This window comes from Streptomyces mayonensis (assembly GCF_018982965.1).
GTDB lineage: Bacteria > Actinomycetota > Actinomycetes > Streptomycetales > Streptomycetaceae > Streptomyces > Streptomyces mayonensis.
The window spans coordinates 15139-36974 of the sequence record NZ_JACBYP010000048.1 but is presented as its reverse complement, the minus strand read 5'-3'; the positions used below and the strand labels follow the sequence as shown (position 1 = coordinate 36974).

Here is a 21836-nt window from a genome sequence, read left to right as displayed (position 1 = left end):
GTCACTGCGGCGTTTCTGTCACTGCGGCGCGGTCAACAGGCTGCGCAGACAGGTGACGAGGGTGCGGGCTTCCACGTTGAGGTAGTAGCTGTGGCGCAGCAGGTCCGTGAGCTGCCGCAGGGTCACCCAGCGGAAGTCGGGGTGGTCGTCGGGAACGCTGTCGTCCGCCTCGACGACCAGGTACCGGTTGCGGGTGTGGTAGAAGCGGCCGCCTTCCTCGGAAAGAGTGGTGTCGAACCGAATGCGCCGGGGGTCGGCGTCGAGTACCTCGTCGAGGAGGGCGGGCCGCGCCGCGGCGGGCAGCGCGGCGTAGTTCTGCGGGGTGCACTGCACCGTGGGTGCCAGCTCGACGACGTCGTTGTGGCCGGGTTCGGCCTTGGCCCGCATCAGGACGTGCAGGACGCCGTCGATCGGGCGGGTCAGGAAGGCGATCACGCCGGTCCGTCCGGCGGCGACCAGGGGCTGGGTCCACTGGTCCACCTCGCGGCCCCGGGCACGCACCCGTACGCCCATGACGTCGAAGAAGAGGCCGCTGTCGTGGCTGATCCGGCCGCCCGTCGTGTGCCACCCGGTGATCTGGTTCAACGGCGTCGGCCGGACGCGGAGTTCCGTGGTGCTGCGGGCCTCGTTGATCCAGTGGAGGATCTCCCCCACGGAGTGCACACCCTCGTCGGCCCCGCTCCCGCAGGATCTGAGCAGCGCGGTCCGGAACGCGTCGGCCGCCGGGGGCGCGGCGTCCTCGAGGCCCGCACCGGTGAGGGGCAGACAGGACAGCACGGTGCGGGAGTCCATGTTCACCATGTCGTCCAGGGCGAGCAGCCGGTGGATCTGGCCCAGCGTCAGCCAGCAAAAGCCCTCCCGTACCTCGACGGGTTCGCCGACCTCGACGATCATGTTGCGGTTGCGTTTGCGGTAGAACCAGGCGCCCTGTTCGGACTGGCGTACGTCGGCGACGACCGTGTGCCGCGAGGCGTCACGGAAGTACTCGACGTAGGGGACCGGCCGGCCCCGGTGGGCGCCGGTGTAGTTGCTGCGGGTGGCCTGCACCGTGGGCGACAGCTGGAGCCCGTTGTGGTTGCCGGGTTCCGTCTTCGCCTGCATCAGGAAGTGGGCGACTCCGTCGAACTCGGTCATCAGCAGCCCGAGGATGCCGGTCTCCGGCTGGTTGATGACCGGCTGGCTCCACCGGGGGACGGCGGCGCCCGGCCGCTCGACGGTGATGCCCTCGACGGAGAAGAAGAGCCCGCTGTCGTGCACGAGGTTGCCGGTGCCCGGCTCGCGGCGCCAGCCGGCCAGTTCGTCGAGCGGAACGGGCTCCACCTCGGTGGCGGAACGCCGGGCGCATGCGGCGAACCACCGGTGGTAGTCGGAGAGCGCCGTCACCCCGTCGGTGAGGGCGGCGGAGCGGGACAGGCGCCGGCTCAGCCGCTCGTCCGGGAACGCCGTGCGGCTCGCGGCGGGCACCGTCATCGCACTGCCCCCGCCCGCTCGCCGACCAGGTGTTCCAGGGACGCGACCAGGTCGGCGGGAGAGGGCTGGGCCAACAGCTCGTCCCGCATTCCGGCCGCACCGGCGGCGAAACGGGGCTCGTCCAGGAGCCGGGTGACATGGTCGCGGACGGCGTCGGCGGTCGCGCTGTCGGCGGGCAGGGCCAGCCCCGCCTCCAGCTCCTCCTGGCGCCGGGCGATCATCATGGTGTCGTAGCCGTGCCCCAGCACCAGCTGGGGCACCGCGTGGTGGACGGCGGTCAGACGCGAGCCGATGCCGCCGTGGTGCACCACGGCGGCGCAGGTGGGCAGCAGGTCGTGCAGTGGTACGAAGTCCACCAGGCGAACGTTGTCCGGAAGCCGGCCGAGCCCGGCCGCGTCGTCGGCGTGCAGGGTGGCGACGACTTCCACGTCCAGGTCGGCCAGCCCGGCCACGATGTCGGCGACCGTGGTGCTGGTGTTCTCGATCTCGTTGGAGAGGCCCAGCGTGAGGCACACCCGCCTGCGTCCAGCGGGTTCCCGCAGCCAGTCGGGGACGACGGAGGGGCCGTTGTAGGGGATGTACCGCAGGCTCTCGACGGGGCCGGTGGTGTCCAGGCGGGTGCTGGGCAGCGACGTGTCGATGGTGAAACCGCCGGTGCGCAGCCGCTCGGTCCAGGTGCCGCCGAACCGGCGCACGGTCTCCTCCAGCCACTCGCGCGTGGGGTCCTCGCGGTGCTCTGCGGGCTGCTCGTCGTGGCGGCGCAGGAACGCCTCGCGGGCCCGGCCGATGAAGTCCAGGCCGTAGACGAACCGGGCGTGCGGGACGCCGAGGAGTTCGGCGGCCACGGCCCCGGCGACGGTGAGCTGCTCCCAGACCACGAGGTCGGGCTGCCAGTGGCGGGCGTAGGCCACCAGCTCGTCCAGGAGCGGGTCGTTGTTGATCCCGGCGTACAGGGCGGAGACGAGGACCTTCTCCAGGCCCAGCAGTCCCTCCCAGCTCCAGGACCGGGCGTCGGACGCCGCCCAGTCGAAGGTGCCCAGGAAGTCGGACGCGCCGTTGCCCATCAAACGCGCGTACAGCTCGGGTTCGTAGGTGTCGTCGCGGTACCAGCCCGGCTTCCCGACCGGCACCGCGGTCATCCCGCTTCCGGTGGCGGTCTCCGTCAGGTCGGGAGGTCCGGCGACACGCACCTCGTGCCCGGCTGCGCGCAGTGCCCAGGCAAGCGGCAGCATCGGATGGAAGTGCGTCGGGTGCGGCATGCTGACGAACAGAATCTTCACGCTGGGTACTTCCTGGCTGAGGACCTGTCCGACGGAACAGGCCGGATTCGGTGGACGGCGCCGGGAGGGGCCCGCGGGGCACGGTCCTGCTCCGGGCGGGCGCCGGGCCTGGCGGCGTCAGGACGTGGAGGTGCCGTCCGGATCCTGCCCGGGCCGTGGGACCCGGCCCGGACGACGCCCCTGGGCCACGACGACGGCGCAGGCGGACAGGGAGGGGGACACCGGGGCGGCGGTGTGGCGGACCGGCAACCCTGCGCCGGCCCGGCGCGGGCGGTGGGCAGCGAGGGTGAGCAGCCCTTCCACGGCACAGGCCACGGCGAAGGGGAGCACCGATGCCCGTGCGGTGCCGGGCACCAGGACGGCCGGCGGCTGCTCACCGGCACGGCCGGGTTCGTGGCGGTCCGGGTCGAAGCGGTCGGGGTCGGTGAACACGTCGGGGTCGCGGTTGGCCGCGCCGACGACCGTCACGACCCGCTCCCCCGCGGCGATGTGCTCTCCCGCCAGCCGGCAGGAGGCCGTGGCGGTGGCCGCCCCCAGTCGGAGCGGTGGGGCCAGGCGCAGTGTCTCGCGCACCACCCGCTCGGCCTGCCCGGGGCGCGTCGCCAGGAGGTCCCACAGAGCTGCGGGGCCGTCCCGGTGGGCGAAGTACCGGGCGACCGCGTTGGTCACCAGGTCCGCCGCGGCCGACGTCCCGGCCACGGCGGTGACCAGGTCGTTGGAGAGACGGTCGGGGACGATCGCACGGACCGCGGCCAGGCCGCCCGCGATCTGCCGGGTGCGGGCGAGGCTCTGCGGGTAGAACGGCGCGTCGAGTGCGCCCCGGGTCTGTGGCAGCGCGGTCCGCAGGGCGCGTTCGGCGGTCTGGTCGAGGCACCAGGCCCGTGCCAGGGTACCGACGGCCGCGTCACGGGCGACAGCGACCAGGTCGGCCTCAGCGCGGTCACGGAACGCCCGCTCCACGGCACGTTTCCACGCTGCCGGGGCATGGTCCTCCCAGGCCGGTGCGTCGCCGGGCCGCACCTCGTCGGCGAACGCACCGGGCTCGTCCAGCAGCGCGTGCTCGCGCAGCGCGGGTTCCGATCCCGCCACGCACGCGACGGAGTGCCGGGCGGTGACCCAGTCGCCGGTGGCGCTGCGGGACAGCGGGCGCTCCCGCAGCGCACTCCAGTGGTCGCGGGGGTCGGTGTCGAGTCCTCTCAGCAGGGCGGCGTAGTCGTCACCCTGTGCCGCCGCCAGCCACACGAGGCCCTGCTGCAGTTGCCGCCGGCGCCCCAGGCCCCGGTCTGTGTTCGACACGCTCGGAATCCTTCCTGGCCAGGGGAGTCGAGGACCGTCCCCTGGCCGCTTGCTGCGATAAGGCGGATGACAGGCGCGCCGCACTCGGTCACCGGTTGCCGGCCGGTACGGAACTGGCGCGGGACTCGGCCGGTACCGCACGCGTGCGCGACCGGGCCCCGTCCGACCGGGCCCTGCCGGGGTCGTGTGCGTGGAGCCACTCCACCGCGTCCATCAAGCCGTCGGGGGAAAGGGAGGCGAGCAGCGCGTCGCGGGCCTCGGCCTCGGCACCGTCCGGGTGGTACAGGGAGTGGCCCATCCACCGGGACACCTCCTGCACCCGCGCGGTGCGCTCCCGGCGGGACTCGGCGAAGCCGTCGAGCCTCGCCTCGACGTCCGGGGAGGAACCGGTCAGCGTCTCGCCGAGCGCCACCGCGTCCTCCAGGGCCATGCAGGCGCCCTGAGCGGCGTACTGCAGCATGGGGTGAGCGGCGTCCCCGGTCAGGCAGACCCGCCCGTCGGTCCATGTGCCGGCCGGCATCCGGTCGCAGAGGACCCAGGTCCGCCAGTCCCGGCCGAGTCCGAGCAGACGGCGGGCGTCCGGGTGCAGGCCGGGGAAGCCCGCCAGCACCTCGTCCCGGCCGGTCGGAACACCTGCCACCGCGTCCCGGGCCCCGTCGTCGCGGGTGAGGGCGAGGTTCAGCCGGTCGCCGCCCGCGATCGGGTAGTGGACGAAGTGCCGGCCCGGACCCGCCCACAGGTTCACCGAGTTCCAGCGCAGATCGGGCGGCACCTCCCGCATCGGCACGACGGTGCGGTGGATGGTGTGGCCCGAGACGGTCGGGGGACCGTCACCGACCAGCTGGGCGCGCACCTTGGAGCGGATGCCGTCGGCCCCGACCAGGGCGTCGGCGTCGACGGTGCGGCCGCCGGCGGTCAGGATCCGCACCGCACCGGGGAGGTTCCGGTAGCCGGTCACCGCAGTGCCGGGCTGCAGCGAGATGCGGTCGTGCGCGTGGCAGGCCTGCAGCAGCGCCGCGTGCAGGTCGGCGCGTTGCACGACGGCGTACGGGTGGCCGAACCGGCGTTGGTAGGAGCCGCCGAGCGGCAGCACCGTCAGGGCCCGGCCGGAGCGGGCGTCCAGGAGCCGCAGGGCGTCGACGTGGACGGCACGTGCGCGCACCGCCTCCTCGACGCCCAGTCGCTCCAGGGCGCGGAACCCGTTCGGGGCCAACTGGATGCCCGCACCCAGTTCCCCGAACTCCGCCTCGCGTTCCAGGACGTGGACGGTGTGACCGGCCCGTGCGGCGGCCAGGGCGGCCGCCAGGCCACCGATCCCGCCCCCCGCTATCGCGATGTTCATCATGTGCGCACCTCCTGGCCGGCCGGGGCGAGCAGGGCGGCCACCGTCTCCCGGAGCACGGGCGCCCCGTCCCGGCTGAGCAGGGACTCCGGGTGGAACTGCAGTGAGGCGAAGCCGGGGCCGCGCAGGCCGTGCACCTGACCGGTGGCCGGGTCGCGGCTCACCTCGACGGTGCCGGAGACCGCCGGGGAGTGGGCCGTGTCCTCCGGGTGGCTCAGCGCGAAGGTGTTGTAGAAGCCCACGAGGGCGGGCCGTCCGAAGAGGTCGATCTTCTTCTGTACGCCCTGGTTGGGACGTTCACGGCGCACGAGGTCCAAGCCGAGCAGGAGGCCGAGCACCTGGTGGCTGAGGCAGACGGCGAGAAACGGCGTCGACGTGCCGAGCAGCCGCCGGACCGCCTCGTGCAGCGAGCGGATTCTGGCGTCGCCGATGTCGCGGGGATCGCCCGGTCCCGGCCCCATGACCACGAGGTCGTACGCCGCCGGGTCGTACGGTGCGTCGAAACGGCACACCTCGACGTCGAGCCCCGTCGGGCGGAGCAGCTGGGCGATCATCGCGGTGAAGTTGTCCTCGGCATCGACCACGAGCACGCGCCGGCCCTCGGGCATCCGCCGGAGCGGCGGGTCGCCGTCACCGAGGGCCGGGGCCAGCCAGCACCGGGCCAGGTCCTCGTTGCGGTCCTGGAGGGCGGCCCGGACCAGGGGGTGGCCGGCCAGTTCGGGTGGCGTGGTGCGGCGCGCGGCCGCCGCTTCCGTGACGCCGAGGGCGCGCAGCACGCCCCGTGCCTTGGCGTGGGTCTCGGCGACCTCGGCCGCGGGCTCGGAGTCGCGTACCAGAGTGGCGCCGACCGCCAGTCGCAGCCGGCCGCCGGTGACGGCCGCGGTCCGCAGCAGGATCGCCGAGTCCAGCGAGGTGCCGCCGTTGATGTCGCGGCTGACCAGCGCGGCGACCCCGCTGTAGTAGCCGCGGCCGTACGGCTCGTAATCGCGCACGACCCGGCACGCGCTCTCCAGGGGGCTGCCGACGACCGTGGGCGCGAACATGGTCTCGCGCAGGATGTCGCGCACGTCGCGGGTGGTGCGGCCCTTGAGGAGGTATTCGGTGTGCGCGAGGGTGGCCATCTCCTTGAGGTACGGTCCGGCCACCCGGCCGCCCTCCTCGCAGATCCGGGCCATCATCTTGAGCTCCTCGTCCACCACCATGCACAGCTCGCCGATCTCCTTGGGGTCGGCCAGGAACCGCATGACGTCGTCGAGTCCGGGTCCGCCCGGCGGGTAGCGCAGGGTGCCGCTGACGGGGTTCATCACGGCAGTGCCGTCGAAGAGACTGATGTGCCGCTCGGGGGTGGCGCCGACGAAGGTGCGGTCGCCGGTGTGCACCACGAACGTCCAGTACGCGCCGCGCTCACCGCCCAGCAGCCGGCGGAACAGGCTCAGGGCCACCGCCGGGGACCAGCCCGCGATGTCGGCCGTGAAGGCCCGGCTGATGACGAAGTTGGCGCCCGCTCCGTTGCCGATCTCGTCCTCCAGCACCCGGCGCACGATGGCGGCGTACTGTTCGTCGTCGATGTCGAAGTGCGCGTCCGACAGGTCGACCGGCACGTCGGGCAGCAGCGCCACGGCCTCGTCCAGGGGGTGGGCGCCCTGCTCGGTGACGGTGAGGGTCAGCAGCGGCGCACCGTCGTCGCGGCACACGAAGCCGCGCTCGGCGACCTGCCGGTAGGGCACCAGCATCAGCGTCTCGTGACGTGGACCGGGCGGGCCTTCGTGCGGTGGACCGAGCGGCACGTCGCCCAGGCGGGCCGCCTCGCTCACGTCACCGAGCAGCAGTTCCACCCGGTCCCCCACCGCTTCGGGCCGGTGCAGCAACGCGAAGGCGGGCGGGCGGTGACCGAGCACGCGTTCCAGCAGGCCGGTGAACCGGCAGTCCTCGGAAGCCATCGCGTCAGTCCTGCCCGACGAGTTCCGCCGCGCCCAGCTGGCTGAGCAGCGTGTCGGTGGACACGACGACCGAGCACCGGGACGCGGCGTAGTCCAGCGCCATCCGGTGGTGGTCGGGAGTGAAATCGGCGACGGCGTCCGCCACCAGGAACGTCTCGATGTCGTGGGTGAAGGCGTCGACGGCCGTCATCAGACAGCCCACGTGGGCGTACACCCCGCAGATGATCAGTTGGTCGCGCCCCTGGCGCCGCAGGTGGTCCTCCAGGCCGTTTCCGTGGAAGGCGCTGTAGCGCCACTTCGTGAAGACGGTGTCCGGCGCCTCCTCGGGGGGCGGCGCCACCTCGTCGATGATCGCTCGGTGCTCGGGGGCCGCCCGCATGCCCGGACCCCAGAAGTCCTTGAGCAGGCCGCGCTGTTCGTCCGTCATGTCTCCCGGCTGTGCGGTGTAGGCGACCGGAACGGCCAGGGACCGGCAGGCCCGGACGAGCCTGCGGGTGTTGCCGACGAGGCTGAGCCCGGGTTCCTGTGCGGCGGGGAAGGGTGCGACGAAGTAGCCCTGCATGTCGTGCACGAGGACCGCCGCGCGCCGCGGGTCGGGCAGCCAGGACGCCGTGTTCGGGGGGAGGGCGTCCTGGCGCGGCATGGGATAGGGGGCTATGCCGGGTATGGCCATGAGGGGGTTCTCCTGGGTTCGGGCGGGCCTCAGCGGCCCAGGGCTGCTCCGCCGTCGACGTGGAGGTCGTGCATGGTGATGTGCGCGGCCCGGTCGGAGAGCAGGAACGCGACGGCGTGGGCGATGTCGCGGGGGGTGGCGAATCGGCCGAGCGGAATGCCGCCCCGGAACTCCGACAGCACTCCGTTGAGGGAGCGGGCGGGTCCGGACTCGTCCGTCCACAGGGACCGGAGCATGGGGGTGTCCGTCGAGCCGGGGCAGACGACGTTGCAGCGGACGCCGTGGCCGGCCAGTTCCAGTCCGAGATTCTTCGTGAAGGCGACGGCTGCGGCCTTCGAGGCGCTGTACGCGGCCATGCCCACCCGCGGGACGACGGCGGCGTTGGAGGCCACCGTCACGACGGCGCCCCGCTCACGGCCCGCCATGCGCCGGGCGACGGCGGTGGAGACCCGGAAGACACCGGCGGTGTTGACCGCGAAGGTCTGATGCCAGTCCTCCTCGGTCAGCGACAGCACCGGCGCCGGGCGCAGTACGCCCGCGGTGTTGACCAGCTGCTCGATCGGTCCGAGCCGCTCCTCGACTCCGGCGACGATGTCCTCCACCTGGGCGGCAGAGGTCACGTCCGCGGGAAGTGCGGTCACGGACAGGCCCTTGTCCTTGGCGGTGCGCTCCAACTCCGCAAGGTCCGCGGGGTCGAGGTCGACCGCGGCGACCGCGGTGCCGGCCTCGGCGAGTGCGTACACGACCGCCTCTCCGATGCCTCCGGTGGCTCCGGTCACCAGCGCGACCTTGCCGGTGTGCTCCGCGCCGGACCGCTGCCGACGGGTGTCTGACGTGCCCTTCAAGGGTGTTCCTCCTCGAGTCGCTGGGTTCGGGTCGCTCGGCTCCGGTCACGGCGAGCCGGGCCGCGTCGGCCCGGACTCCGGTCAGGCGTGCCAGGCGAGTGCGACGTGGCGGGCCTGTACCGGGTTGAGCCGGGGGTCGCACAGCGTGGTGTACGGGACGCCCGGCGCTTCGCCGGAAGCCCAGACGCACTCGGCGACCGGGTGGCCGGTGGCCTCCAGGTGGAGGCCACCCGCGGCGCCGTGCTCGGCGAGCACCACGTCCTGGAAGGTTTCGACCTCGTCGATGAGCGCGGCCACGATCCGGGTCTTGCGTCCGTCCGCCGCCCGGACGGTGTTGCCGTGCATGGGGTCGCACAGCCAGATCACCGGGTGCCCCGCCGCGCGGACAGACCGCACCAGGGGCGGCAGTGCGTCGCGGACCCCGTCTGCCCCCATCCGGACGACGAGGGTCAGCCGGCCGGGACTGCGGTCGGGGTCCAGGACGGCGCACAGCGCCAGCAGTTCACCTGCCGTCGTGGTGGGGCCGACCTTGCAGGCCACCGGGTTGACGACCCGGGACAGCAACTGGACGTGGGCGCCGTCCGGTTGCCGGGTGCGTTCCCCGATCCACGGCAGGTGGGTGGAGGCCAGCAGCGAGCGGCCGCCGCCGGATGTCCGCAGCAGCGGCTGTTCGTAGTCCAGCAGCAGAGCCTCGTGGCTGGTCCACACGGCCGACCCGGCGTCCCCCGCCGGCCCGCGCCCCTGCGCGGCCAGGGCCGACTGGACCGTGCGCGACAGGTCGTAGCCCGTCAGCAGTCGCCGGGGGTCGGGCTCCCTCGCGACCGGGTCGGCCTCGGGAGCGTTCACCATCGGGCCGCGGTAGGCCGGGAGTTCCAGGCCCCCGCTCCGGTCGACCGGGCGGGACCGGGGCTTGGCGAACTGGCCGGCCAGCCGGCCGATCCGCAGCACCCGACGGCCGGTGCCGGCCTGCATCACCCCGGCGAGTTCGTCGAGCAGGCGCACGGTGCGCCGGACACCGGACGCCGTGCAGTCGGCCGGGTCTTCGGCACAGTCGCCCGCCTGCAGGATCCGCCGTTTGCCGGTGGCCACCTCGCCGAGGAGCTCCCGCAGCCGCGCCGTGTCCTCGGCGGTGACGAGGCCGGGACGCTCACGCAGCTCCGCGCGGACCCGGCGCAGCAGCCGCCGGTCGCCCCAGTCGGGCTGCTGCTCCGCGGCCGGCCGTGGGGGAGTCTCTTCCACGTTCACGGCGCGGACTGCGGCCGTATCTCGCCCCACGAATCTCCCCCTTGCAGACATGGCAAAACGCCCGACGCGACGCCTGGAATTGAATGCCGAATCGAGCCGAAGTCGAATTGAGGTCGAGACGGCCCCGAAGGTGCGGCCCGGCAGTGGATCTGCAACTTATGCAGATCCCAGACATCCCGTCAAGCAGGAATGTTCGCAGCCAAGGAGCACTCGCCACCTTTTCTTGAATGCGGTTGCGCGCATCTTTCGAATTTCATGCGGTTACATGCATCGCTTTACTCATGCTTGACTCGCGCACTGACGGGCCGGGCTTTACATTCATTAGCCCGTGGAATTAGGTTGGCGCCGCCCCGTCATATTGGGCCGCTTTTCGAATTACCAGATCCAGGGGGAGTCATGCAGAACGGCACGCACCTGCTCGTCACCGGGGGCGCGGGCTTCATCGGCTCCCACTACGTCCGTACCGTGCTCCGCTCGGCGGACGCGGACGTCCACACCGTCACGGTCCTCGACAAGCTCACCTACGCGGGCAACCTCGCCAATCTGGCCGACCTCGCCGACCTCGGCCGGCTGCGCTTCCGGCAGGGTGACATCAATGACCCCGGCGTCCTGGACGCACTGCTGCCCCGCGTCGACACGGTGGTGCACTTCGCCGCCGAGTCGCACGTGGACCGTTCCATCGAGGACAGCGACGCGTTCCTGCGGACCAACGCCCTGGGCACGCAGCGCCTGCTGGACGCCTCGCTCCGGCACGGCGTCCGCACGTTCGTGCACGTCTCGACGGACGAGGTGTACGGGTCGATCGAGCGGGGTTCCTGGGACGAGCACCGGCCGCTGCGGCCGAACTCCCCGTACTCCGCCTCGAAGGCGTCGGCCGACCTGCTGGCCCTGGCGTGCCACCACACGCACGGCCTCGATGTGCGCGTCACCCGCTGCTCCAACAACTACGGCCCGATGCAGCACCCGGAGAAGCTCGTCCCCCACTTCGTCACCCGCCTCATCGACGGGCGGTCCGTGCCGCTCTACGGCGACGGGGACAACGTGCGCGACTGGCTGCACGTGGAAGACCACTGCCGTGGCATCGAACTGGTGCGCCGCTCGGGCCGGCCCGGCGAGGTCTACAACATCGGCGGCGGTACGGAACTGACCAACCGGCAGCTGACCGAGCGGCTGCTCGCGGCTGCCGGCGCCGACTGGTCGTCCGTACGCCACGTGCCCGACCGCAAGGGCCACGACCTGCGTTACTCGGTCGACTGCCGCAAGGCGCGGGACGAACTCGGCTACCAGCCCCTGCACGACTTCGAGTCGGGACTGGCCGCCACCGTGCGCTGGTACCAGGACCACCCCGGCTGGTGGCGCCCGCTCGCCGCCGGCCCGGCCGGCCCCCGGCCGGTGTTCCGCGATCCCGCCCGGAGCCCGGCCCGGACGCCCTGACCCGAACGCGGAGGCCACCGCACCGCCGCTCCCGGCGAGCCGTCCGCAACCGTCAACCGACCGCTGACCGCCCCTAGGCAAGGAAACCAACGCGATGCGCGGAATACTCCTGGCCGGTGGCTCGGGCACCCGGCTGCTGCCGCTGACGACCATCAGCTCCAAGCAACTGCTGCCCGTCTACGACAAGCCGCTGGTGTACTACCCCTTGTCGGTGCTGATGCTCGCCGGGATGCGGGAGATCCTCGTCATCACCGACGGCTCCCACGTCGAGTCGTTCCGCTCCCTGCTCGGCGACGGCGGCGACCTGGGACTCGACCTCCGCTACGCCGTCCAGGACAAGCCGCGCGGCATCGCCGAGGCCCTGCTCATAGGGCGGGAGTTCGCCGGTGACGAGGACGTGTGTCTGATCCTGGGGGACAACATCTTCTACGGGCAGGGCCTGCCCGCCACCCTGCACCGGGCCGCCCGGACCGTCGACGGCTGCACCGTCTTCGGCTACCCGGTCTCCGACCCCGAGCGCTACGGCGTCGCGGTGCTCGACGCGGCGGGCGAGCTGGTCGACATCGTGGAGAAGCCCAACGACCCGTCGTCCAGCATCGCTGTCACGGGGCTCTACATGTACAGCAACGACGTCCTCGCCTACGCCGAGAAGATCTCCCCCTCAGCACGCGGCGAACTGGAGATCTCCGACGTGAACCGACTGCTCGTCCAGGAGGGCCGCAGCCGGATCGTCCAGCTCGGCCGCGGAAACGCCTGGATCGACGCCGGCACCCACGACAGCCTCATGGAGGCCAGTCAGTACGTACAGGTCCTCCAGAAGCGGCAGGGCATGCAGATCGCCTGCCTGGAGGAGACCGCCTTCCGCATGGGCTACATCGGCATGGACCAGCTCAGGCAACTCGCAAACCGCCTCTCTCCCGGCTCGATGTACGGCAGGCACGTCAGATCCCTGGCCCGGGGCTGACTCCACGAACTTCCGACACAGGAGACTGCTATGGAGAGCACTGCGGGTGCTCCGCGCAACCACCGTCTGGATTCCCTCACCGGAGCGCGCTTCGTCGCCGCGGGGCTCGTGTTCCTGTGCCACATCGCCACCGGCGGTCTGTTCGCCGCGGGGACGGGCGCGGCCGACGGACTGATGACGGCCACCAAGTCCGCCGGCACCATCGGCGTCTCGTTCTTCTTCGTCCTCAGCGGCTTCGTACTGACCTGGTCGGCCCGCCCGCAAGAGACGTACGGGAACGTACTCCGACGCCGTCTGGTGAAGATCTTCCCCAACCACGTGGTGACCTTCGGGCTGGCGATGGTCGTGTACGCCGCAGCCACCACGCCGTCCGGCACGGCCGTGGTCAACCTGCTCCTGCTCCAGTCGTGGTCGTCCGATCCCGCCGTGTTCCTGAGCGTCAACGGCGCGAGCTGGTCGCTCTCCTGCGAGCTGTTCTTCTACGCGGTGTTCCCCTTGCTGCTGCCACTGGTCCGTCGGGTCCGCGTCACACAGCTGTGGTGGTGGGCGGCCGGTGCCGCCGCGACGGTCATGCTGCTCCCGCTCGCGGCGGGGAGCCTGCTGTCCCGGTCCCCCGCCTTCCCCGAGACGGGCTCGTGGCTGGACGGCGTGTCGGTCGAGGGCCTGTGGTTCGTCTACATCTTTCCCCTGACCCGGCTGCTGGAGTTCGTCCTCGGCATGCTGATGGCGCGCGTCGTGCTCGACGGACGGTGGATCGGCCTCAAGCCGGTCCCTGCGGCCCTGCTCACCGTCGTGGCGTACGTCGTGGGGACCTTCACGCCGATGCTGTTCACGGTCGCCGCCGTGACCGTCGTCCCGCTGGCCCTGTTCATCGCCGCCCTGGCCACCGCCGACACGGGCGGTCGCCGCACGGCACTCGCCGGACCGGTGATGCGCCGCCTCGGTGAGGCGTCGTTCGCGTTCTACCTCGTCCACGGCATCGTCCTGGCCTACGCGGGAGAGAGGGTGGCGGACTCGGGCCGGCCGCCGACGGCACCGGAGAGCGTACTCGTCTCGCTGCTCGCCCTCGTGGTCAGTCTCGCTCTGGCGCTCGCCCTGTACCACTGGGTCGAGACTCCGCTGATGCGCCGCTGGGGCCGCTCCGCGCGACGGCGGCCGGCCGGCGCGCGGAGCGGGTCCACGGCCGCGCCGGCCGCATCCGGTCGGTCACCGGTCGCGGGCCGCGCGGACGAGGACGCGTCGCCGCGGCCCTGACCCGATCCCGAGCCGAGCCGGGCCCGCGTCCGCCTGCCTCTCACCCGCCTTCCCCATTTCCGACACCGAGTGAGGTCACCTCCTTGCGTATCCTCTTCGTCACGGGCGGCAGCCCGGCCACGGTCTACGCGCTCACCCCGCTGGCGACGGCCGCCCGCAACGCCGGCCACGAGGTCCTCTTCGCCTGCAACCAGGAGACGGCGGACGCGGTCGCCGGAGCAGGTCTCCCCGGCGTCTGCGTCTCCGACGTTCCGATCCGGCACCTCATCACCACCGACCGGACAGGTGCTCCCGTCCCGGAGTCCAGCGACCCCGACGTGCGGATGCGGTCCATCGGCCATGCGTTCGGCCGCATGGCGGCGCTCTACCAGGAACCGCTGTACGAACTGGCCCGCTCCTGGCGCCCCCACGTGGTCGTCGGCGGCACCCTCACCTACTCGGCCGCGGTCCTCGCCGCCCGCATCGGCGTGCCCCACGTACGGCAGTCCTGGGACTCCGGCGAGCCGCAGGTCGTCGACGTGGCCGCCGAGACCGAGCTGCGACCGGAACTCGAGGCACTGGGTTTCGGCGGCATCCCGGCCTCGGCCCTCTGGGTGGACGTCTGCCCGCCGAGCGTCCGTGATCCCGACGCACCCAAGGGCACCTCCATGCGCTGGATCCCCTGCAACCTGCAGCCCCGGCTCGAACCGTGGATGTACACGAAGGGCTCCGCGCCCCGGGTTGCCGTCACCGCCGGCACCAAGACCGCCCGCGGCTACTTCTTCGACTACCTGGTCGAGCTCGTCGGCAAGCTTCGGCACCTGGACGCCGAGATCCTGGTCAGCGCGCCGCCCGCGGTCGCCGGTGAACTGAGCGAGGCGACCGGTACGAAGGTCGGCTGGCTGCCCTTCGACACGGTGGCCCGCACGTGCGACCTACTCGTCCACCATGCGGGCGGCGGCACCGCGCTGACCGGCATGGTCTACGGCGTCCCCCAGTTGCTCGTGCCGAACATGCCCAAGCTGGTGGCCCCGTCGGAGCGCCTCGCAGCCTACGGTGCCGCCCGTTCGATCCTGCCGGGGGACGACACGCCCGAGGCACTGGCGAGTGCGGCGGAGGACCTGCTGACGCGGAGGACCTACCGGGAGCGCGCCCGGTCGCTGGCGGACGAGGCCAACGCCATGCCGGCACCCGCCGAGGTGCTGAACCTCATCGAGAAGCTGGGGTGACGCCGTGTTCTACCACGTGTGTTTCGTCGTACCCGACATCGAGCGGGCGATGCGCGACCTGACCGAGAGCGTGAACGCCCAGTGGTCCGGCGTCCTGGAGGACTCCCTCGGTGAGTGGGACTACCTGCTCGCCTTCACCCGCGGCGGCCCGCCGTACGTGGAACTCGTCCAGGGACCCCCCGGCAGCCCGTGGGACTCCTCGCTCGGAGCCCGCTGCCACCACCTCGGCTACTGGACCGAGGACGTGGACCGGAGCTCCGCCCGGCTGTCCGGCGCGGGCTTCGAGCAGGAGTTCAGTGCCTGCCCGCTGGGACGCCCGTACGCCTACCACAAGGTGCCGAGCCTCGGTGTCGACGTGGAACTGATGGACATCTCCCGGCAGCAGCGGTTCGTCGCGTCCTGGGACCCGGGAACCCCGCACATGCCCGCCTTCGACTCGGCCTCCCCCGCCTGATCCCTGTCGCCCCAGCGCCTGTCGACCGTACGAATGGAGCGGAACCGGAATGCTCAGCGAGAATCCCGACGTACTGGTCGTCGGGGGCAGCACGGTCGGGCTGTGCACGGCCCTTTTCCTGTCGCGCGCCGGGATCAGCACCCTGGTCGTCGAGCGCCGGCAAACCCCTCCGGCACACCCGCGCGCCATGGGGATCGGGCCGCGCACCGTGGAGATACTGCGCTCGGCCGGGCTCGCCGACGCGGTCGACGCCCAGTGCGTGGACATGACCGGCGACAACCTGCAGATGTTCGCCACGCCCACCCTCGCCGAAGCCGACCTGGACGCCCTGTCCAGGGAGGCACCGCTCCGCGGTGACGCCTTCGGCCGGCTCACCCCGCAGACCCTGCGCGGCACCTGCCCCCAGGGCCGCCTGGACCAGGTCGTCGCCGACGCGGCCCGGGAGGCGGGAGCGCGCATCGAGTTCGGCACCGAGTTCCTCGGCTGCAGAACGGACGGCGAGGGCGTCACGGCTCAGCTCGCGGACGCCGACGCGGTCCGTGAGGTGCGGGCCCGCTACCTGGTGGCCGCGGACGGCGCCCGCAGCGGCATACGCGAAGGGCTGGGTATCACCACCAGTGGCCCGGGGGTGCTCGGCGACCCCCTGATCAGCGTGCTCTTCCGCGCCGATCTGACCGGGCTCACGGGTGGCCGCACCTTCGTCATGTGCGACATCACCACACCGAAGGCGCCCGGCGGACTGCTGCCGGTCGACGGCAGCAGGGAGTGGATCTACCACTTCCGCTACCCGCGTGACTCCGGTCGAAAGCCCGAGGACTTCACCCGGGAGCAGTGCGCCGAGCGCATCCGTGAGGCCGTCGGCCCACTCGCCGGCGTGACGCCCGACGTGGTGAGCATCCTGCCCTGGCAGGTCCGCGGGCTGGTCGCCGACCGGTTCCGCCGTGGTCGGGTGTTCCTCGCCGGCGACGCGGCCCACGTCATCCCGCCCGTCGGTGCCTTCGGAATGAACACCGGAGTGGCCGACGCCCACAACCTCGCCTGGAAGCTCGTCCACGTGCTGGAGGGCCACGCGGGGGAGGCCCTCCTGGACACCTACGAGGCCGAACGCCTCCCGGTCGCGAGGTCCGCGCTGACGCAGTCGATGCTGCGGCTGGAGGATGCCACCCTGCACTGGGCGTCCGGGCCGGAAGGCCGCGCGCGCAGGGCCCGCGCCGGAGCGCTCAACGCCCCGGTGGTCCACCTCGGCTACCGCTACGACTCCGCAGCCGTGCTGGGCGCCCGGCCGGAGCTGCCGTCCGGCGAGGACGTGGCCGAGGACCTGGACGGGTCCCCCGGCTCCCGCCTCCCCCACCACTGGCTGCCCGGGTCCCGGGGCCGCGTCTCCACCCTGGACCTGGTCGGCCGCCGGTTCGTTCTCCTCACCGGCCCACGCGGTCAGGAGTGGCTCGACGCCCTCGGCGGGGTGGCGGCACGGCTCGGCCTGCCGGTGGACGGACACCGCATCGACGACGCCGGCGACACGGCGGGCGGCGCCGGCGCCTCCTGGGCCGCCCAGGTCGGCATCGGGGACTCCGGCGCCCTGCTGGTACGCCCCGACGGGTTCGTCGCATGGCGGGCGGAGAGCATCGACGGTGCGGCAGAAGTCCGCCTGGAACAGGCCCTGTCCGCGCTCCTCGCACGTCCCGGCCGGGCCTCGTGAGACCTGATCGGCCCACCGTCCCTTCCCACCTCACCCTCCAGGAGAAGACCGTGGCAGCGGACACCCCACCGCGTACCGCTCTGGTAACCGGCGGCAGCAGGGGAATCGGCCGGGCCGTCGCAGAACGGCTCGGCAGCACGGGCGCCGTGGTGGCCGTCCACTACGGCCGCGACGACGCCGCGGCGAAAGAGGCCGTGGCCGCGGTACGCGCAGCCGGCGGACAGGCCTTCGCGGTGTGTGCCGACCTGACCGCGAGGGATGCCGTCGAGGAACTGGCCGCCGGCGTCGAGCGGGGCCTGGTCGAACACACCGGCTCCGCCGGGCTGGACGTCCTGGTCAACAATGCGGGCGTCGGCTGCCGTGCCGACATCACCACCGTCACGGACGAGGACCTCGACCGGGTCTTCGCGATCAACGTGAAGGCCCCCGTCTTCGTGGTCCAGCGGTTCCTGCCGCTGCTGCGCGACGGCGGGCGCATCGTCAGCATCTCCTCCGTCGCGAACCGGATCGCGCACCCTCATGTGCTCCCCTACGCCATGAGCAAGGGCGCTCTGGAGGCGTTCAGCCGGTCCTTGGCGGCTCAGCTCGGGCCTCGCGGCATCACGGTCAACACCGTGGCACCGGGCCTGATCGAGACGGACTTCCACCGGGCCCGGCTGCGCGCCCACCCCGAGGACGCCGCCGAGGCGGTGGCACTCACCGCGTTCGGACGGCTGGGACAACCCCGGGACGTGGCCGACGCCGTCGCCTTCCTCGCCTCGGAGGAGGCCCGGTGGATCACCGGCGAGCGGGTGGAGGCCACCGGCGGTGCCTATCTGTGAGGCAGCCGGTCCGCCCGCTCCGGCTCGCCCGGTCACGCCGTGTACCGCAGTCGTACGTCAGAAAGGTCAGGACTTGTTCCTCAACGACATCTACATCACTTCTCTCGGTACGCGTCTGGGCCGACGGCTCGATCTCGACCAGGCCGTGGCCGACGGGCGTTATCCCGCCGCCGAGCACGTCGCCAACGCCCTCCTCGGGGTGACCGTCTCGGAGGACGAGTTCGCCCCCGACCTGGCGGTGGCCGCGGTGCGCCAGGCACTCGAACGCGCCGGAACCGACGTGGTCCCCGAGGACGTGCGTCTGCTGCTGCACGCCAGCGCGTACTTCCAGGGCCAGGACATGTGGACGCCGGCCTCCTACATCCAGCACCACACCCTCGGCGGCAGCGCCCCCGCCGTCGAGCTCGATCAGAAGTCCAACGGGGGCATGGCGGCGCTTTCGCTCGCGGCCGGTTTCCTCGCGGGCTGCGACGACAGCGCCTCCGTGCTGGTCACCACCGGTGAGCGGTTCTGCCCTCCCGGCTTCGACCGGTTCCGCACCGAGAGCGGCACCGTCATGGCCGACGGCGGCACGGCCCTCGTGCTCGGACGCAGGCCCGGCTTCGCCCGGGTGGTGTCCTGTGCCCTGACGTCCGACTCCTCGCTGGAGCACATGTACCGCGGCCGCGGGCTCAAGGACGCCCCCGCCTCCGGCGACAAGCCCCTCAACATGCGGGCCCGCAAGACCGACTTCATGCGCAGGAATGTCAACGACCTGGAGGCGATCTCCCTCCGGATCGCCGGGGGCATCGGCGACTGCATCCGCCAGGTCCTCGCCGAGGCGAAGTGCGACGCCGACGACATACGGCGGTTCGTCATGCCCAACAACGGCCGAACCGTCCGATGGTGGACCATGCTCGCCGACATGGGCGTCGGTCCGGAGCGCACCACCTGGGAATTCGGACGCCGGATCAGCCATCTCGGCTCCGGCGACCAGACCGCGGGACTCGACCACCTGCTGACCACCGGTCAGCTGCAGGCAGGGGACCGGGTCCTCCTGGCGGGCAGCGGCTACGGCTTCAACTGGGGCGCCGCGGTTTTGGAGATCCTCCACATCCCCTCCTGGGCCGTCGCCGGGACCGGGACCGGCCGGGAAGCGGACGTGACGGCTCCCGCACCCCAGGACTGAAAGGAGTCCCTCATGCCCTATCCGCCTCTCGTACAGCCCTCGGCCGAGCTCTCGGACGACGAGGTACGGCGATACGCACACCAGTTGATCCTCGCCGGTCACGGCGCACCGGGCCAGCGGCGACTGGCTGCGGGAAGGGTGCTCGTCATCGGCGCGGACGAGATCGGGGCGCCGCTCATCGCCCATCTCGCGGACTCGGGCGTCGGGTTCATCGGCATCTGCGACGGTTCCCCGCTCAACCCCTGGGACCGCTGTTTCGGCATGCCGGACACGGAGCCGTCCGACCGGGCCTCGGCCTGGGCGGCGGCCCTGCGGCGCACCCACCCGTCCGTGCGGACCGCCGTCGAGGGCCGGTTCGACGTGACATCGGCCCGGGACCTGGTCGACGGCTACGACCTGGTGGTGTGCGCGGGTGAGGACCAGGCACGGTGCCAACTCGCTGACGACGTGTGCGCCGCGGCGGGCGTCCCCCTCGTGTGGGGCTCCATGGAGGCCACGGGAGGACGCGCCTGCGTCTTCTGGGACCGCCACGGGCCGGGCTTCCGGGACCTGTTCCCCGAGCCTCCGGCTCCGTACTTCCGAGGCATGGCCGGCACGCTGAAGGTGGTGGGGGCGTGGCTGGCCGTGACCCTGGCCACGGAGGTCGTCAAGCTGCTCACCGGCGCGGGAGAGCCGCTGGTGGGCCGGGTCGTGAAGTACGACGCGATGGCCGCCACCTGTGTGACCGTACCGCTGCGCCCGGACCCGCGCGCCCGGCGTCCCGCCGAACTCACGGCCGCCGAGCCCTTCTTCGGCCTGTTGTCACCGGCGGCTGCCGAGGCCGCGCGGGAGTCCACCGTCTCGGCCGAGGAACTCAAGGACCTGCTCGACCGGGGCGAACCGGTCACCCTGGTCGACGTCCGCGAGCCGGACGAGTACGCCTTCGCCCACCTGCCCGGCTCGGTGCTCGTCCCGCAGGGGGAGTTCCTGCGGGGCGACGCCGCCGACCGGCTGCCGAGGGACCGGAGGACCGTACTGCTGTGCCGGGCGGGCATCCGCTCGGCCGAGGTACTCGCGGTGGTCAAGAAGAGCGGTCATCCGGACGCGGTCCACCTGGGTGGCGGCATCCTCGCCTGGGCGGAGCGGATCGACACCGCCATGCCCACCTACTGAGCGCCTTGCCCGGCACGGCCGCTTTTTCGCCGAGGGAATGCGGCGAGCGCCGCAGAGAACGCCGTTCCCGGCAACCGTGCCACCGTGCGACCGGCCTCCCGGTTTCCGGTCACGCAACAGGGTGATTGGGTGCGTCCGCAATTACCGGCTCCTTCGACGACAGCCGAATGCCCGCCTGCTCCGGAGCAGGCGGGCATTTTTCGAGCCGATTCCTCAGCGCACCGGAACGCAGCGCCCCGCCTCGGTGCGATAGGTCAATCGCGCCCCGTCACGGGTGAGCTGCGCGATCGCGGCCACCATGCGGTCGAGGTGTTCGACGGGGGTACCGGCCCCGAAGCTCGCGCGCACCGCGTTCACCGGTCGCTCGCCCGGCCCGAGTGGTTGTGGGGCGCCGCACTCGTCCGGCCGGTCGGGCGCGTTGCCGAGCAGACCGCGGACCAGGGGGTGGGCGCAGAACATGCCGTCGCGCACTCCGATGCCGTGTTCGGCGGACAGTGCCGCTGCCAGGTGCGAGCTGTTCCAGCCGTCGACGACGAAGCTGACGACGGCCACCCGCGCGGCGGAACGCCCCAGCAGGGAGAGCACTTCGACCTGTGGGATCGCCGCCAGTCCTGCCAGGGTCCGCTGCAGCAGCGCTTCCTCGCGGGCCGCCAGGGACTCGAAGCCCTCCTTCCTGAGCGCCCGGCACGCCGACGCCAGCGCGTGGACGCCGACGACGTTCGGCGATCCGGCCTCGTGGCGCGCGGCACCCTGCTGCCAGTCGACGGACAGCCCGTCGGCGCCGTGGACGACCCGCCTGCTGGCGCCGCCTCCCCAGAGGTACGGCTCGGCCTCGCGCAGCCAGTCCGGGCGCCCCGCCAGCACGCCTGCTCCGAAGGGCGCGTACATCTTGTGTCCGGAGAAGGCGACGTAGTCCACCCCCAGTGCGCCGATGTCGACCGGGCGGTGCGGCACGAGCTGTGCGGCGTCCAGGACGACCCGCACCCCGGCCGCGTGCGCGACCTCGGTGATCTCGGCGACCGGCCACAACTCGCCCGTGACGTTCGAGGCGCCCGTCACGCAGACAAGTCCCGGCAGCAGCGGGTCGTGGCCGGTCAGTGCCTCGGCCACGGCCTCGACCGCCTCCTGGCGGGATCCCGGGGCCGGCAGCAGGGTGAGCTCGTGGTCCCGCCACGGCAGCAGGCCGGCGTGGTGCTCGGTCTCGAAGACGTAGACCCGGGTGCCGGCGGGGAGCGTCGCCGCCATCATGTTGAGCGAGTCGGTGGTCGACCGGGTGAAGACCACCTCGTCGTCTCCGCGGCAGCCGAGGAACTCCTTCACCGTCTGCCGGCTCCGCTCGAACAGCTCCGTCGACAGCTGCGACAGGTGACCGGCGCCGCGGTGCACACTGCCGTAGTACGGCACATAGGCGGCCACATCGTCCCAGACACTGCGCAGAACGGGGGCGCTGGCGGCGTAGTCGAGCGCCGCGTACGGCACTTCGCCACCCGTGACGAGCGGCACCGTCACGTCGGCGCCCAGCACGGGCAGCGGGTCGCCGCATGTCGTCTCGGTGGTCGGCAGGGTCGGTTGAACGGACATGTCGCACTCC

18 protein-coding genes are annotated in these 21836 nt (G+C 72.3%); 9 read left to right on the top strand and 9 right to left on the bottom strand.

The window, feature by feature from the left end:
* Positions 1-18: 18 nt before the first annotated feature.
* The 8 genes from HZS56_RS19510 to HZS56_RS19475 all read right to left on the bottom strand — a co-directional run bounded on the left by HZS56_RS19510 (position 19) and on the right by HZS56_RS19475 (position 10091).
* Positions 19-1470, bottom strand: coding sequence for an NDP-hexose 2,3-dehydratase family protein (locus HZS56_RS19510; protein WP_216722000.1), 1452 nt, complete (start codon positions 1468-1470; stop codon positions 19-21).
* Positions 1467-2750 carry an activator-dependent family glycosyltransferase gene (locus HZS56_RS19505; RefSeq protein WP_216721999.1) on the bottom strand — a complete coding sequence of 428 codons (1284 nt, stop codon included), beginning with the start codon at positions 2748-2750 and terminating at the stop codon, positions 1467-1469. Before HZS56_RS19505 ends, HZS56_RS19510 begins: the two co-directional genes overlap by 4 nt.
* Before the next feature lie 117 nt (positions 2751-2867).
* Positions 2868-4046, bottom strand: coding sequence for a cytochrome P450 (locus HZS56_RS19500; RefSeq protein WP_216721998.1), 1179 nt, complete (start codon positions 4044-4046; stop codon positions 2868-2870).
* Positions 4047-4134: 88 nt separating this feature from the next.
* On the bottom strand, positions 4135-5391 hold the full coding sequence (locus HZS56_RS19495) for an FAD-dependent monooxygenase (protein ID WP_216721997.1): 1257 nt from the start codon (positions 5389-5391) through the stop codon (positions 4135-4137).
* Positions 5388-7328, bottom strand: coding sequence for an anthranilate synthase family protein (locus HZS56_RS19490; protein ID WP_216721996.1), 1941 nt, complete (start codon positions 7326-7328; stop codon positions 5388-5390). The genes HZS56_RS19495 and HZS56_RS19490 overlap by 4 nt, the downstream gene beginning before the upstream one ends.
* 4 nt (positions 7329-7332) lie before the next feature.
* A complete protein-coding gene (locus HZS56_RS19485; protein ID WP_216721995.1) occupies positions 7333-8001 on the bottom strand; it encodes an isochorismatase family protein in 669 nt (222 codons plus the stop codon).
* Between the two features lie 29 nt (positions 8002-8030).
* On the bottom strand, positions 8031-8846 hold the full coding sequence (locus HZS56_RS19480) for a 2,3-dihydro-2,3-dihydroxybenzoate dehydrogenase (protein ID WP_216721994.1): 816 nt from the start codon (positions 8844-8846) through the stop codon (positions 8031-8033).
* 81 nt (positions 8847-8927) lie between these two features.
* Positions 8928-10091: a 3-deoxy-7-phosphoheptulonate synthase gene (locus tag HZS56_RS19475; protein WP_308408103.1), complete on the bottom strand. Its 1164-nt coding sequence runs from the start codon at positions 10089-10091 to the stop codon at positions 8928-8930.
* 396 nt (positions 10092-10487) lie between these two features.
* Here HZS56_RS19475 and rfbB point away from each other — a divergent pair, with 396 nt between their 5' ends.
* From rfbB to HZS56_RS19430, 9 genes are all read left to right on the top strand, one after another.
* Positions 10488-11525, top strand: coding sequence for a dTDP-glucose 4,6-dehydratase (gene rfbB, locus HZS56_RS19470; protein ID WP_216721992.1), 1038 nt, complete (start codon positions 10488-10490; stop codon positions 11523-11525).
* Between the two features lie 94 nt (positions 11526-11619).
* Positions 11620-12489 carry a glucose-1-phosphate thymidylyltransferase RfbA gene (gene rfbA, locus HZS56_RS19465; protein ID WP_216721991.1) on the top strand — a complete coding sequence of 290 codons (870 nt, stop codon included), beginning with the start codon at positions 11620-11622 and terminating at the stop codon, positions 12487-12489.
* Positions 12490-12519: 30 nt separating this feature from the next.
* Positions 12520-13743: an acyltransferase family protein gene (locus HZS56_RS19460; RefSeq protein ID WP_216721990.1), complete on the top strand. Its 1224-nt coding sequence runs from the start codon at positions 12520-12522 to the stop codon at positions 13741-13743.
* Between the two features lie 83 nt (positions 13744-13826).
* A complete protein-coding gene (locus HZS56_RS19455) occupies positions 13827-14951 on the top strand; it encodes a glycosyltransferase (protein ID WP_216721989.1) in 1125 nt (374 codons plus the stop codon).
* Between the two features lie 4 nt (positions 14952-14955).
* Positions 14956-15405 (top strand): VOC family protein, encoded by a 450-nt coding sequence (locus HZS56_RS19450; protein ID WP_308408102.1) that lies wholly within the window; start codon positions 14956-14958, stop codon positions 15403-15405.
* 49 nt (positions 15406-15454) lie between these two features.
* Positions 15455-17104, top strand: coding sequence for an FAD-dependent monooxygenase (locus HZS56_RS19445; protein WP_216721988.1), 1650 nt, complete (start codon positions 15455-15457; stop codon positions 17102-17104).
* Positions 17105-17154: 50 nt separating this feature from the next.
* A complete protein-coding gene (locus tag HZS56_RS19440; protein WP_308408101.1) occupies positions 17155-17925 on the top strand; it encodes an SDR family NAD(P)-dependent oxidoreductase in 771 nt (256 codons plus the stop codon).
* Between the two features lie 73 nt (positions 17926-17998).
* Positions 17999-19093: a ketoacyl-ACP synthase III family protein gene (locus tag HZS56_RS19435; RefSeq protein ID WP_216721986.1), complete on the top strand. Its 1095-nt coding sequence runs from the start codon at positions 17999-18001 to the stop codon at positions 19091-19093.
* Between the two features lie 12 nt (positions 19094-19105).
* Complete coding sequence (locus HZS56_RS19430; RefSeq protein WP_216721985.1) at positions 19106-20245, top strand: ThiF family adenylyltransferase; 1140 nt, start codon at positions 19106-19108, stop codon at positions 20243-20245.
* Between the two features lie 213 nt (positions 20246-20458).
* Here HZS56_RS19430 and HZS56_RS19425 read toward each other — a convergent pair whose 3' ends face one another.
* Positions 20459-21826 carry an aminotransferase class V-fold PLP-dependent enzyme gene (locus HZS56_RS19425; RefSeq protein WP_216721984.1) on the bottom strand — a complete coding sequence of 456 codons (1368 nt, stop codon included), beginning with the start codon at positions 21824-21826 and terminating at the stop codon, positions 20459-20461.
* Between the last annotated feature and the right edge of the window lie 10 nt (positions 21827-21836).